The sequence below is a fragment of the Microvirga sp. jy35 genome (assembly GCF_056148915.1).
The window spans coordinates 222410-234789 of the sequence record NZ_JBWBEW010000003.1 but is presented as its reverse complement, the minus strand read 5'-3'; the positions used below and the strand labels follow the sequence as shown (position 1 = coordinate 234789).

At 61.8% G+C, this 12380-nt stretch carries 10 protein-coding genes; 8 read left to right on the top strand and 2 right to left on the bottom strand.

Features of this window, described 5'->3' with window-relative positions; translation table 11 throughout:
- The first annotated feature begins 48 nt into the window (after positions 1–48).
- The 8 genes from AC0QTX_RS04405 to AC0QTX_RS04370 all read left to right on the top strand — a co-directional run bounded on the left by AC0QTX_RS04405 (position 49) and on the right by AC0QTX_RS04370 (position 9237).
- Positions 49–1932: a peptidylprolyl isomerase gene (locus tag AC0QTX_RS04405; protein ID WP_474602604.1), complete on the top strand. Its 1884-nt coding sequence runs from the start codon at positions 49–51 to the stop codon at positions 1930–1932.
- A gap of 3 nt (positions 1933–1935) precedes the next feature.
- Complete coding sequence (gene trpE, locus AC0QTX_RS04400) at positions 1936–3456, top strand: anthranilate synthase component I (protein WP_474602603.1); 1521 nt, start codon at positions 1936–1938, stop codon at positions 3454–3456.
- A gap of 58 nt (positions 3457–3514) precedes the next feature.
- Entirely contained in the window at positions 3515–4144 is a 630-nt protein-coding gene (locus AC0QTX_RS04395) for an anthranilate synthase component II (RefSeq protein WP_474602602.1), read from the top strand.
- A 5-nt stretch (positions 4145–4149) separates the two neighbouring features.
- Complete coding sequence (gene trpD, locus AC0QTX_RS04390) at positions 4150–5163, top strand: anthranilate phosphoribosyltransferase (RefSeq protein WP_474602601.1); 1014 nt, start codon at positions 4150–4152, stop codon at positions 5161–5163.
- Positions 5164–5174: 11 nt separating this feature from the next.
- Positions 5175–5975, top strand: coding sequence for an indole-3-glycerol phosphate synthase TrpC (gene trpC / locus AC0QTX_RS04385; protein ID WP_474602600.1), 801 nt, complete (start codon positions 5175–5177; stop codon positions 5973–5975).
- 37 nt (positions 5976–6012) lie between these two features.
- A complete protein-coding gene (gene moaC / locus AC0QTX_RS04380; RefSeq protein ID WP_474602599.1) occupies positions 6013–6489 on the top strand; it encodes a cyclic pyranopterin monophosphate synthase MoaC in 477 nt (158 codons plus the stop codon).
- Positions 6486–7742 (top strand): molybdopterin molybdotransferase MoeA, encoded by a 1257-nt coding sequence (locus AC0QTX_RS04375; RefSeq protein ID WP_474602598.1) that lies wholly within the window; start codon positions 6486–6488, stop codon positions 7740–7742. Before moaC ends, AC0QTX_RS04375 begins: the two co-directional genes overlap by 4 nt.
- Positions 7743–7935: 193 nt before the next feature.
- Positions 7936–9237, top strand: coding sequence for a calcium-binding protein (locus AC0QTX_RS04370; RefSeq protein WP_474602597.1), 1302 nt, complete (start codon positions 7936–7938; stop codon positions 9235–9237).
- A gap of 230 nt (positions 9238–9467) precedes the next feature.
- On the opposite strand, the gene AC0QTX_RS04365 is transcribed toward AC0QTX_RS04370, so the two are convergent.
- Together AC0QTX_RS04365 and AC0QTX_RS04360 are read right to left on the bottom strand one after the other, a co-directional pair.
- Positions 9468–9911, bottom strand: coding sequence for a hypothetical protein (locus tag AC0QTX_RS04365; RefSeq protein ID WP_474602596.1), 444 nt, complete (start codon positions 9909–9911; stop codon positions 9468–9470).
- On the bottom strand, positions 9895–11808 hold the full coding sequence (locus AC0QTX_RS04360) for a calcium-binding protein (RefSeq protein ID WP_474602595.1): 1914 nt from the start codon (positions 11806–11808) through the stop codon (positions 9895–9897). The genes AC0QTX_RS04365 and AC0QTX_RS04360 overlap by 17 nt, the downstream gene beginning before the upstream one ends.
- Positions 11809–12380 lie beyond the last annotated feature (572 nt).

Sequence of the window (12380 nt, the reverse complement as noted above, 5' to 3'; positions counted from 1 at the left end):
GGCAGGTTTAACGATTTTTTGGAAAACGGGTTCACGATGCTTCGGAACATGCGCAAGGCTGGGCAGACCATAGTCGGCAAAGCCATCGCCACCATCTTTTTCGGCGCCCTCATTGTCAGCTTCGCCATCTGGGGCATCGGCGACATCTTCCGTGCGACGCCCGCTTCCACCGTGGCCGAGGTTGGCGACACGACAATCACAGTCGAGCAGACCCGCAATGCCTACACCAACGAGCTGCAGCGGCTCGGACGCCAGTTCCGAACGGTCATCAGCCCCGAGCAGGCCCGTGCCTTCGGCCTCGACCAGCAGGTGATCAACAACCTGGTGACGGAAGCCGTCATGGCCGAGAAGGCCAGGGAAATGGGCCTTTCGGTGTCTGATCAGCTTGTGGTCGCCTCGATCGTCAACAATCCTGCCTTCAAAGGTGCGGATGGCCAGTTCAACCGTGCCCTCTTCGATCAGGCCCTGCGCAACATCAACCTCTCCGAGGCCGGCTTCGTGCAGGAGCAGCGTGCTGCCATGGCACGCCTTCACCTCGCCGAGGCCCTGGCCGGGGATATCAATGCGCCTATGGTGGCAAAGGAGGCTCTCCATCGCTATGGCAACGAGCGCCGCGCGAGCACCTACCTTCTCCTGACGGCAGCCATGGCCGGCGACATCCCTGCCCCCACGGCTGAACAGCTCGAGACGTTCTTTGGTGAGCGCAAAAGTGCGTTCCGGGCTCCTGAGTACCGCGCCGTGACGGCCATGGCCCTCGATGCCGCCGCTCTCGCGAAGCCGGATGCCGTGTCCGAGACCGACGCCCGGGCGCGCTATGAGCAGCAGAAGGCGAAATACGGCAGCCCGGAGCGCCGGACGGTCCAGCAGATCACCTTCCCGTCCCAGGTCGAAGCCGAGGCTGCCGCCGCAAAGATCAAGGAAGGCGCAACCTTCGAGTCCGTCGCGACGGAGCGCAACGTGTCCCCGCAGGATCTGGAACTCGGAACGTTCACGAAGGCCGAGATGCTCGATCAGGCAGTGGCGGACGCTGCCTTCAGCCTCGGGCAGGGCGCGGTCAGCGCCCCGGTTGCCGGGCGCTTTGGACCGGTCCTCGTGCGGGTGACTCAAATTCAACCTGAAGCCGTGCGGCCCTTCGAGGAGGTCGCTGCGGAGCTCCGACAGGAGGTCGCCGTAGAGCGGGCACAGGGCCAGATCGAACGGATCCACGACGAGATCGAAGATCTCCGCGCCGGCGCCAAGCCCCTGGCGGACATCGCCAGGGAGAAGGGTCTGACCCTGGTCCAGGTCCCGGCAGTGGATGCCAACGGCCTCGACAAGGCCGGCAATCCGGTCGACGTCCCTGCGAAAGATGCTGTTGTGAAGGCAGCATTCGCGTCGGATATCGGCGTCGACAACGAGGCGCTGCGCACCGGAACCGGCTATGTCTGGTACGACGTGACCGGCATCGAGCCCTCCCGCGAGAAGAACCTGGACGAGGTCCGCGATCAGGTCGCCACCCAGTGGCGGGAGGATCAGGTTGCCCAGCGTCTCTCCGAGAGGGCGCGTGGGCTGATGGAGCGCCTGGAGAAGGGCGAGGCGCTCGAGGCCATAGCTCAGGAGGTCGGCGCCACGGTCAATACCGCCACCGATCTCGCCCGGAATACGGCCAAGGACGATCTGACCGCCGAGGCGGTGAACCGGATCTTCGCCGTTCCGGTCGGCAAGGCAGGCCAGGCGGCCAACGGCACGGATGCACGCGCCGTGTTCAAGGTCACCTCCGCCACGGTCCCGCCCCTGGTGACTTCCACCCAGCAGGCGCAGAACACCGAGAATCAGCTCCGTACCGGCATCGGCGACGACTTGATCGGCCAGTACATCGCACAGGTACGCCAGGAACTCGGCGTCACCATCAACCAGCAGGCCCTGCGCCAGGCCACCGGCGGCGAATTATAGGCCATGACGCTCGCGCCCGACTTCGACACGTTTTCCAGCGCCTACGAGTCAGGCGAGGCGGGCGTCCTGCGGACCACCCTTGTGGGTGATCTGCTGACCCCTGTTGCGGCTTTCCTGAAGCTGCGCCACGGACGGAAGGGCTCGGCCTTCCTGCTGGAATCGGTCGAAGGCGGCGCGACACGCGGCCGTTTCTCCATGATCGGGCTCGATCCGGACCTCGTCTGGCGCTGCCAGGACGGGGTTGCGTCCATCGACCGCCAGACGTTGAGCCGCATGCAGGAGTTCAGGGTGGAGGAGCTTTCGCCCCTGGAGAGCCTGCGCGCCCTTATCAGGGAAAGCGCCCTGCCCCTCTCCGACGATCTGCCGCCCATGGCGGCCGGGCTCTTCGGGTACCTGGGCTACGACATGGTTCGGCTCATGGAGCGTCTCCCCGAGCCCAACCCGGACGTGCTGAAGGTGCCGGACGCAATCCTGATCCGTCCCACCGTGATGGTGGTGTTCGACGCGGTGAAGGACGAAATCTCGCTCATCACCCCCGTGCGCCCTCAGGCGGGCACCTCCGCCAAGGCGGCCTATGAAACAGCGCTTTCACGCCTTGACGAGGTGACGGCGGCGCTTGAGCACCCCTTGCCCATGGACGACCGCAGCGACCCGACGCAGATTCACTTCGAGCCTCCGGTGTCCAACACCACGCCGGACGAATTCGAGGCGATGGTGGCCAAGGCAAAGGACTACATCCGCGCCGGCGACATTTTTCAGGTGGTGCTCTCGCAACGCTTCGACTCGGCCTTCCCGCTCCCCGCCTTCGCGCTCTACCGCTCCCTGCGCCGGGTCAATCCGGCGCCGTTCCTCTGCTACCTGGATTTTGAGGATTTCCAGATCGTCTGCTCCTCGCCCGAGATTCTGGTGCGTGTCCGCGACGGCAAGGTTACGATACGGCCCATCGCCGGAACCCGCCCCCGCGGCGCCACGGCCGCCGAGGACCGGGCTCACGCCGAGAGCCTCCTGGCCGACCCGAAGGAGCGGGCCGAGCACCTGATGCTGCTCGACCTTGGGCGCAACGATGTGGGACGCGTTGCCGAGATGGGCTCCGTTCAGGTCACGGATTCCTTCTTCCTCGAATATTACAGCCAGGTGATGCACATCGTGTCGAACGTGGAGGGCCGTCTGGACCCGAGCTTCGATGCCCTCGACGCGCTCATCGCGGGCTTCCCGGCCGGTACGGTTTCAGGGGCGCCGAAGGTGCGCGCCATGCAGATCATCGACGAGCTGGAGAAGGACAAGCGCGGCCCCTATGCCGGCTGCATCGGCTATTTCGGCGCCAACGGCGAGATGGACACCTGCATCGTGCTTCGCACCGCTATCGTCAAGGATGGTCGCATGGCCGTCCAGGCAGGCGCCGGCATCGTCTTCGACTCCGACCCGGCCTCCGAGCAGCAGGAATGCATCAACAAATCGAAGGCCCTGTTCCGGGCCGCCGAAGAGGCCGTGCGCTTTGCCAGCCAGGCAAGGGTCGGGCAATGAGCTTCATGCCAACGGTTCCCTTGACCGGAGGCGTCGCATACGCGAACGTCGGCGCGCCATGACCCGCGTTCTCGTCATCGACAATTACGACAGCTTCACCTGGAATCTGGTGCATCTGCTCGGCCCCCTCGCCACGTCCGTGGACGTGGTGCGCAACGATGCCGTCACCACGGACGAGGTGCTTAGCCATCCGCCGGATGCAATCGTGATCTCGCCAGGCCCCGGCACGCCGAACGAGGCGGGGATTTGCCTCGATCTGGTCACGCGAGCCTCGCCCGCAATCCCGACCTTCGGGGTATGCCTCGGCCTGCAGACGATCGGCCAGGTCTTCGGCGGCACCGTCTCGCGGGCGCCCCTGCCCATGCATGGCAAGGTCTCCGAGGTGGAGCACGGCGGACAGGCGGTCTTCCGCGGCATCAACGGCCCGTTCAAGGCCACCCGCTATCATTCCCTCATCGTGGATCGGGAGACCTGCCCGGACGACCTCTTCGTGACCGCGGAGACCGCTGATGGCCTCGTGATGGGCCTGTCCCATCGGGCGCTGCCGATCCATGGCGTGCAGTTCCATCCCGAAAGCATCCTGTCGGAGCATGGGGTGACGATCATGCGCAACTTCTTCGAGCTCGCGGCGGCTTGGAATGCCAAGCACCACGCGACCGGCGGGGCTGCCGCACCAGCAGGACAGTGAAAGCGATGGAATCCTTCAAATCCTACCTCGCCAAGGTTGCCACTGGCGCGTCGCTGACGCGGGACGAGGCACGGGATGCCTTCGACGACCTGCTCTCCGGCGAGGTAACGCCAGCACAGGGTGGGGCCTTCCTGATGGCGCTCAGGGTAAGGGGCGAAGCGCTCGACGAGATCATCGGCGCCGTCACTGCCATGCGCGGGCGCATGCTGCGCGTCAATGCTCCCGACAAGGCTGTCGACATCGTCGGCACCGGCGGCGACCACAAAGGCAGCTACAACATCTCGACTTTGGCTTCGATCATCGTGGCCTCCTGCGGCGTGCCCGTTGCCAAGCACGGCAATAGGGCGGCATCCTCCAAGTCGGGCACGGCGGACGTGCTCTCGGCGCTCGGGGTCAAGCTCGGCCTCGCTCCTGAAGGTCTGGAGCGCTGCCTGTCCGAGACCAGGCTGTGCTTCATGTTCGCCCAGACGCACCACGCTGCCATGCGACACGTGGCGCCTGTGCGCGTGGAGCTTGGCACGCGGACGATCTTCAACCTCCTCGGCCCCCTGGCCAATCCGGCCGGCGCCAAGCGCCAGCTTCTCGGCGTGTTCTCAGAGGCTTGGCTAGAGCCCCTCACGCAGGTTCTGAAGGAGCTCGGTTCCCAGAAGGTCTGGACGGTGCACGGCTCGGACGGGCTCGACGAGATGACCACCACAGGCCCGACCTTCGTGGTGGCGCTGGAGAACGGCGCCATCCGCCGCTTTTCCGTGACGCCCGAGGAGGTTGGCCTGCCGACCGCGTCCCTTGATGAACTGCGCGGCGGTGACCCCGAGCACAACGCGGCCCAGTTGCGCGCCGTCCTCGACGGCGCCCGCACGCCTTATCGCGACGTTGCCCTGCTCAATGCCGCCGCCTCCCTGGTGGTGGCCGACGAGGCTGCGAACCTGCGCGACGGCCTCGAGCGCGCGTCCCGTGCTCTCGACAGCGGCGCTTCCAAGGCTACCCTTGATCGCCTCGTCCAGGTCTCGAACGGTTGAGTGGCCAGCCTATGAGCGACGTTCTCAGCAAGATTGAAGCCTATAAGCGCCAGGAGATCGCTGCAGCGAAGGCGGCCGTCCCCCATGCCGAGATCGAGCGCCGGGCCCGCGAGGCCTCACCCCCGCGCGGCTTCGCCAAGGCCATCGGGAACCACCTTGCCGAAGGGCGGCCCGCGCTCATTGCCGAGGTGAAGAAGGCAAGCCCCTCCAAGGGGCTGATCCGCGCCGATTTCGACCCGCCGAGCCTGGCCCGTGCCTATGCCCAGGGTGGCGCCACCTGCCTGTCCGTTCTGACTGACGAGCCCTCCTTCCAGGGCAGGCCGGAATATCTCGGCCAAGCCCGCGAGGCTTCGGGTCTCCCGGCTCTGCGCAAGGACTTCCTGTTCGAGCCGTATCAGGTCTGCGAGGCTCGCGCCTGGGGCGCCGACTGCATCCTCGTGATCATGGCGAGCGTCACGGACGACGAGGCCCGCGCCTTGATCGACACCTCCCACGATCTCGGCATGGACGTCTTGGTCGAGGTGCATGACCGGGCGGAGCTGGAACGTGCTCTACCGCTCAACACCAAGCTGATCGGAATCAACAACCGCAATCTCCGCACCTTCGAAGTTTCGCTTGGCGTCAGCGAGGCACTCGCGCCTCTGATCCCCTCCGACCGCATCGTCGTCGGCGAAAGCGGCATCTTCACGCTGCAGGATATCGAGCGCCTGATGAAGGTCGATATCCGCACCTTCCTCGTAGGCGAGAGCCTGATGCGGCAGGCGGACGTGGCGGCAGCCACCCGCAGGCTCCTGTTCGGCGAGGCCGCATGACGAAGCTCACGCATCTCGATGCAGCGGGCGAGGCCGCATGACGAAGCTCACGCATCTCGATGCAGCGGGCGAGGCCAATATGGTCGACGTTTCCGAGAAGAACGTCACGAGCCGCACGGCGATCGCCGAGGGAAGCGTGGTCATGCAGCCTGAAACGGTCGCCCTTATCCGCCAAGGTGATGCTAAGAAGGGCGACGTGCTCGGTACCGCTCGGCTTGCCGGCATCATGGCTTCCAAGCGCACACACGAGTTGATCCCCCTCTGCCACCCTCTCCTGATCTCTAAGGTGAAGGTGGACTGCACCCTCGACGATAGCCTTCCTGGCGTGCGCGTAAGCGCCGAAGTGAAGGTTTCGGGACAGACCGGCGTCGAGATGGAGGCGTTGACCGCAGTCTCAGTCGCCTGCCTGACGATCTACGATATGGTGAAAGCCGCCGATAAGGGCATGCGGATCGAGAACGTACGACTGCGCCGGAAAAGCGGCGGACGATCTGGAGATTTCGAGGCCCCATGAGCCTGATTTCGGTCGAGGATGCCCTGTCTCGTGTTTTGGCGAGCGTGGAGAAACCGCTCGACACCGAGCTTGTCCCCCTCGCCTCCGGTGCCGGACGCACCCTTGCGGAGGATCTCAGCGCTCTGCGCGACCAGCCGCCGTTTCCGGCCTCCGCCATGGATGGCTATGCGGTGCGCAGCGCCGAGTGCACCGAAGTTCCGGCAATCTTCCAAGTGATCGGCACCAGCGCTGCCGGATCGCGCCATTCCGGGGCTCTCGGCCCCATGGAGGCCGTACGGATCTTCACGGGAGCCCCCTTGCCTGACGGCGCCGATGCCGTTGTGCTGCAGGAGGATACGGAGCGTGCTGGCGATCAGGTGACGGTGAAGGAGGCTGCCCGGCCGAACCGCCATATCCGACGTGCCGGTCTGGATTTCTGTGCCGGCGACATCCTCCTCCAGGCAGGCCTGCGCCTCGATGCACGCCACATTGCTCTTGCGGCAGCCATGGGCCACGGGATGCTGCCTGTTCATCGGAAGCCCAAGGTTGCTATTCTGGCCACCGGCGACGAGCTGGTACGGGCAGGCGAACCGGTCGGCCCTGACCAGATCACCGCCTCTAGTCTCCCAGCCACCATTCTGATGGTGGAGAAGGCCGGCGCCGAGGCCATCGATCTCGGCATTGCCCGCGACGATCTCGAGGCGCTCGAAGAGCGCATCCAGACAGCGCAGGACCTGGATGCCGATATTCTTGTGACCCTGGGCGGAGCCTCGGTGGGCGAGCACGACCTGGTGCAAAAGGCTCTCAGCCGCAGGGGCATGGATCTCGGCTTCTGGCGCGTGGCCCTGAGGCCGGGAAAGCCCCTGATGCACGGAAGGCTTGGATCGACCCTTCTCCTTGGCTTGCCTGGCAACCCCGTCTCGTCCCTCGTCTGCGCCGTGCTGTTCCTCATGCCCGCGATCCGTGCCCTCCTAGGCGACCAGCGGGCCGCAGACGATCCGACGGAGGACGCGATCCTCGGAGCCGATCTTCCGCCCAACAAGGAGCGGCAGGATTATATGCGGGCCTCGCTTGCGCTGCAGGACGTGCCCTTGAGCCTTGCTCAAGGCCCCGCGCGGCTGATGCTTCCAGTTGTGACACCTCACCTCCTGCAGGATTCCTCGATGCTGAGCATCCTCGAGCGATCCGATGCCCTCCTCGTGAGGCAGCCCCACGCGCCTGCAGCGTCTGCTGGGGAGCCATGCCGGATCATTCGGTTGGAGCGGTTTTGTTGAGAGGCTCAACAATTCTCATTCGGGAGATGCTGTAGGCCCGTGGCTGCCTCCATCTTGCGAGGCAGTAAGAAGTGCGGAGTATGTAGTGGGGCGACAATCCGGCTAGCTTAGCAAGTCCAATCTGAAGTTGCTCGGTCATCTCACATATGCAATGTTATAAAGACAAAAGTCCATACAATGATTAGGGGCAAACATGGCAGTTCAAGTTGGCACTCCGGACGGAGAGGTTTTTACCATTAGCTTCGGCACCGCCGAAGAAGATTACATTTACTATGGTTTGGGGGGTGATGACCGCTTCCTGGTCAATGGCGGTGTCTCAAACGTCAACATCTCAGGCACGAACAATTCGGGCGACTTGGCCGACATTCAGTCGGATGTTGTCGAGCTTCTGGGTTCTGCGCATTTTAACTCGATTCTTGCCATTGACGTTCTGACATTTGCGCCCCTGAACCTGGCAACGACCCTCAGCTACAACGCCAACAGCTTCTTTGGCGTCTCTCAGGTTCACGGATCCATTGCCGGCAATGACACGATCCACTTCAAGAGCGCTTCCGAGGCTGTCGATCTTGATCTGTCCAAAACGGCCTTTGTGAACTGGACCCGAGCCAACCAGACCATCATCGTTGAGATGAATACCGACACCACAAGAGTCCTCGACGACCGTTTCGTGGGCAGTGCAGCGGGCGAGCGAGTGACAGCAGGATTAGGCCGCGACCTGCTCTACGGCAATGCAGGCAACGACTATCTTGATGGTGGCGACGGGATCGACGTGCTCGACGGCGGCGACGGCAACGACACCCTGATCGGCGGCGGCGGTGAAGGCCCAAACATCCTGAAGGGCGGCAAGGGCAACGACGTCTACAAGTTCAAGGACAAGGTGGACATCATCATCGATTCCGGAGGCCTCGACGCCCGTGTCGTTTCGAAGAACACGACGCTTTCATCTACCGACAAGCTGTTCGAAGGTCTTGCTGCCGACGAGGCTCTCAGTGCCGGCAAGACGGTGAACCTCAAGTGCTCGGCGAACGCCAACATCCTGCTGGGGCATTCTGGCAAGAACACCCTCGATGGACTCGCAGGCAATGACCTCCTTGAAGGTCGAACCGGCAACGATAAGCTCATCGGCGGGGCCGGCAACGATCGCCTGAGCGGCGGCATGGGCAGCGATGCCCTCGATGGCGGTGCCGGGCGCGACGCCTTTGTGTTCGATACGGCCTTGGGTACAGGGATTGACAAGATCACCAAGTTTTCGACCAAGGACGACACCATCCTCCTCGACAGATCGATCTTCACCGCACTTGCTCCCGGCAAGCTCGCATCCGGTGCTTTCGTCAGCCACACGGCAGCAAAGGATGCGAACGACCGGGTCATCTACAACAAGAAGACCGGCGCCCTTTCCTATGATGCGGACGGGACCGGGGCGGCCGTGGCAATCCGGTTCGCGACGCTGGACAAGAATCTGAAGCTGAGCGCGGCAGACTTCCTGATCATCTGATCAACGCCGGAGCACTTCGGACCCGCCCTGTCTCAAACCAGGGCGGGTTTCTTTTTGCCTTGAGCACGGCCCTATAAGAGACTTGATAGCCACCCCTCCTGATCCTGGCCTTGTCCTGGATCGATCGTTCTCCGTCCCAAGCCTACGACGCATAGGGCTACGCGCTCAAAAGATCGGGGCCGGCTTCCCGAGAGAAGCCGGCCCCGCCTTATATAACGTTGCCGTTCTAGTTAAATAAAGAACAGCTCTGTGGCTTTGAAGTTCTTCAACGCCTTGTTGTTGGTGAAGGTCGCCATCTCGATGGCGGCCTTGGAGCCGGAGCCGTCTGCATCGTAGTAGAGAACGCGCTTCTTGGAGTCATACACGAAGTAATCATCCGCCTGCTTCGCCTTATCGCCAACGGTGAAGAACTTGCTCGCCATCTTCAGCGGATTGGTCTCCTTACCCTTCTTGATCGCGGCATAGAGCGCCTTGTTCGACTTGAACAGATCGTTGTCGAGCCAGATCGAGCCATTCTTTACGTCATAATCCTTGATCGTATCGTAATTGACCCTGCAATCCGTCGAGGACGTACCCAACTTGCCGTCGAAGACGAACACATCCTTGCCGGCACCGCCCCACAGCGTGTCGTTGCCATAGCCGCCCCAGAGCTTGTCGTCACCGAGGCTCTGCAAACACGCCCAACCCTGCTTGCGAGTAGTCCGCTATGTCGAAGTCCTCGCCGCGGTCAGGATCGCTGCCTTTCAGGATATCCGCGCCAAGCCCGCCGACAAGAGTGTCGGCGCCGCTGCTGCCTTCCAGGGTATCGTTTCCGCCTCCGCCAACCAGCATGTCGTTTCCGGCGTCGCCCCAGAAATGATTGGCATTCCCGTCTCCCTCGAAGACGTCGCCGCTGGCGGAGCCATCGAAGGTTTCGATGCCGGAGTATGTGTCTCCGGCTGCATCACCTGTATTGCTGCCGCCGGTTGTATCGTGCAAGTAGACCTTAACCGCTCCGGAACCATAATAGCTGACGGTATCGCGGATGCCTGCTTCACCGTACATCTTGTCGGCACCGGCACCGCCGACAAGGAAATCGTTGCCATTACCGCCTTGTAAGGTGTCGTCGCCGCCGCGGCCATAGAGATTGTCGTTGCCATCGGCGCCCCAGAAGCTCGTCCTATCGTCGTTGCCCTCAATTGTGTCGTTGCCTGCGCCGCCATCGATGATTTCGATGCCGACGAAGCTGTCGCCAGCCGCGTCACCTTTGCCGACGCCAGGGTTTGTCATGTCGACATGAACGGCTCCGGAATTCCAATAAGCGACCCGGTCTTCGCCAGCGCCGCCATCGAAGTGATCAGCGCCTCCACTGCTCATGAGGAGATCGGTGCCAGCGCCGCCTTTGAGTGTGTCTGCGAGTGTGCCCCCACTCAGGGTATCATTGCCGTTGTAGCCCGACAGGCGATTGATGCCGCCTCCTCCCCTGAGGTCGTCATTGCCGGTCGTGCCGACATAGTTGTCGTTCTTATCACTGCCATTCCAGGTGAACCCCACTGGGCGGGTGTCGAAGGTTTGACTGCGGATATTCTGGACCACAGTAATGGAGTTAGGCGGTTGATAGGTTTCCGCCCACGAGATCGTGAAGCGACCATCTTTGTGTGCGACGATATGGGGCTCAATCTGATCCCTGGTAGTCGCAGCACCGACGATGATCTCGGCACCCGACTTGTCTGTTCCAACGAATTGCTGTGCCTTGATGATGCTCTTGCCGTTGAGAGTTTCGACCCAAGCAACAACGTAGCCGCCACCAACCACCTCCGCGACCACAGGTGCGCTTTCCCGACCTGCCGCAGACGTGTCGATCTGGAATTCGTCGGAGGCAGAACCGCCACCGTTGTTTTGAATGCGGCCGCGAATGGATGTGTTGCCGGAAGAATTGGTTTCGACCCAAGTGATCAAATAGCGGTCACTTCCGAGAGCGGTCAGCTCAACATCGGCAGCCTTAGCTGGATTATTGTAGGCTTTGAAGGTAACTGTTGCAGGAGGACCAGATCCAACAATGGAAAGTTTGATTTCAGTGAAGTCCGGAGACGTCGCAACCCAGGCGACCCGGAAGCTCCCATCTGGCAACCCAACCCCGACGGGATCCGCTACGGTCTGAGTGCCGGAGCTGAGCTGCTGCTGAAGCTCAGTGGTCATAACGCTGGAGGAGGCGTTGAAAATCTGGGAGTGGATCTGCCCACCCGCCTCCCAGACAACCAACCCCCGCCCGTTGCTCGATGCAATAACTTCGGAATCCTCCGGTCTGCCCGAAATATCACCAATAAGATTGTTGCCGCCGACCGGCTGACCCGCCGAGTTGAAAATCTGCAGCCTTATGGCACTGGCACTCTGATAATATTCGTCCCAGCTGACAGCAAAGTTGCCGTTGGACAGAACTGTTGTCGACGGCAAATTGGATTGCGGGCTTTCCGACTGAGGGAAGACATTAACCTGAAAGGGTTCTCTGATCACTTCGCCGTCGAAGGAAACGATCTTGGCTTTGATTACGCTGCGAATCCCGCTCGCGTCGATTTCCTCCCAGACGATCATGGTCGTTCCGTCCGGTGCAACCGCCATGTTGGAGGCTGCCTGGAATCGGCCTTGGGCTACATAAGCCTCATCATTCCATCGGGTTGGACCGCCTGCCATGTCACTCTCCACGCGCCATTTTACTTAATGTTATATTAGAACCGCTATGGCACCAAAGTGGGATGAAAAGCAACCCTTCATGTTATAAAAGTTCATCTTTGGTTTACGCTGTTGGCTTGGGCGCAGGAGCCTTGGCAAGAGGCACACGAATTTTCACTCTATGAGCAATGTGAAAGCAAGTTGTTGGTTAATTGCAGCCCGACTTCTTACCTGTATGTTGATATAGGATCCCAAGAAATTGGCCTAATCTCTTCTGTGAACCTACAAAATACAGCATTACTCTCGGTTAGTATTCTGATGATCCACTGATATTATACTCGGCATGTTTCTTAGGATTTCGCGCCGAGTGAGCAATATTAGGATTATTTGCCTGCGATTCGACTGCAGAGGACCCTGGTTCTTATCCGTTCGTCGCCCCCTTATGCAGTAGCGGCATGTCATGAAATACTATATCTATGACGCTGAGGATGAAC

What these genes read in the sequence shown, in the direction of transcription:
- trpE (WP_474602603.1), top strand. Translation starts at nt 1,936, where the DNA reads ATGACGCTCGCGCCCGACTTCGACACGTTTTCCAGCGCCTACGAGTCA.
- AC0QTX_RS04405 (WP_474602604.1), top strand. Translation starts at nt 49, where the DNA reads ATGCGCAAGGCTGGGCAGACCATAGTCGGCAAAGCCATCGCCACCATC.
- AC0QTX_RS04395 (WP_474602602.1), top strand. Translation starts at nt 3,515, where the DNA reads ATGACCCGCGTTCTCGTCATCGACAATTACGACAGCTTCACCTGGAAT.
- AC0QTX_RS04360 (WP_474602595.1), bottom strand. Translation starts at nt 11,808, where the DNA reads ATGATCGTCTGGGAGGAAATCGACGCGAGCGGGATTCGCAGCGTAATC.
- moaC (WP_474602599.1), top strand. Translation starts at nt 6,013, where the DNA reads ATGACGAAGCTCACGCATCTCGATGCAGCGGGCGAGGCCAATATGGTC.
- AC0QTX_RS04375 (WP_474602598.1), top strand. Translation starts at nt 6,486, where the DNA reads ATGAGCCTGATTTCGGTCGAGGATGCCCTGTCTCGTGTTTTGGCGAGC.
- trpD (WP_474602601.1), top strand. Translation starts at nt 4,150, where the DNA reads ATGGAATCCTTCAAATCCTACCTCGCCAAGGTTGCCACTGGCGCGTCG.
- AC0QTX_RS04370 (WP_474602597.1), top strand. Translation starts at nt 7,936, where the DNA reads ATGGCAGTTCAAGTTGGCACTCCGGACGGAGAGGTTTTTACCATTAGC.
- trpC (WP_474602600.1), top strand. Translation starts at nt 5,175, where the DNA reads ATGAGCGACGTTCTCAGCAAGATTGAAGCCTATAAGCGCCAGGAGATC.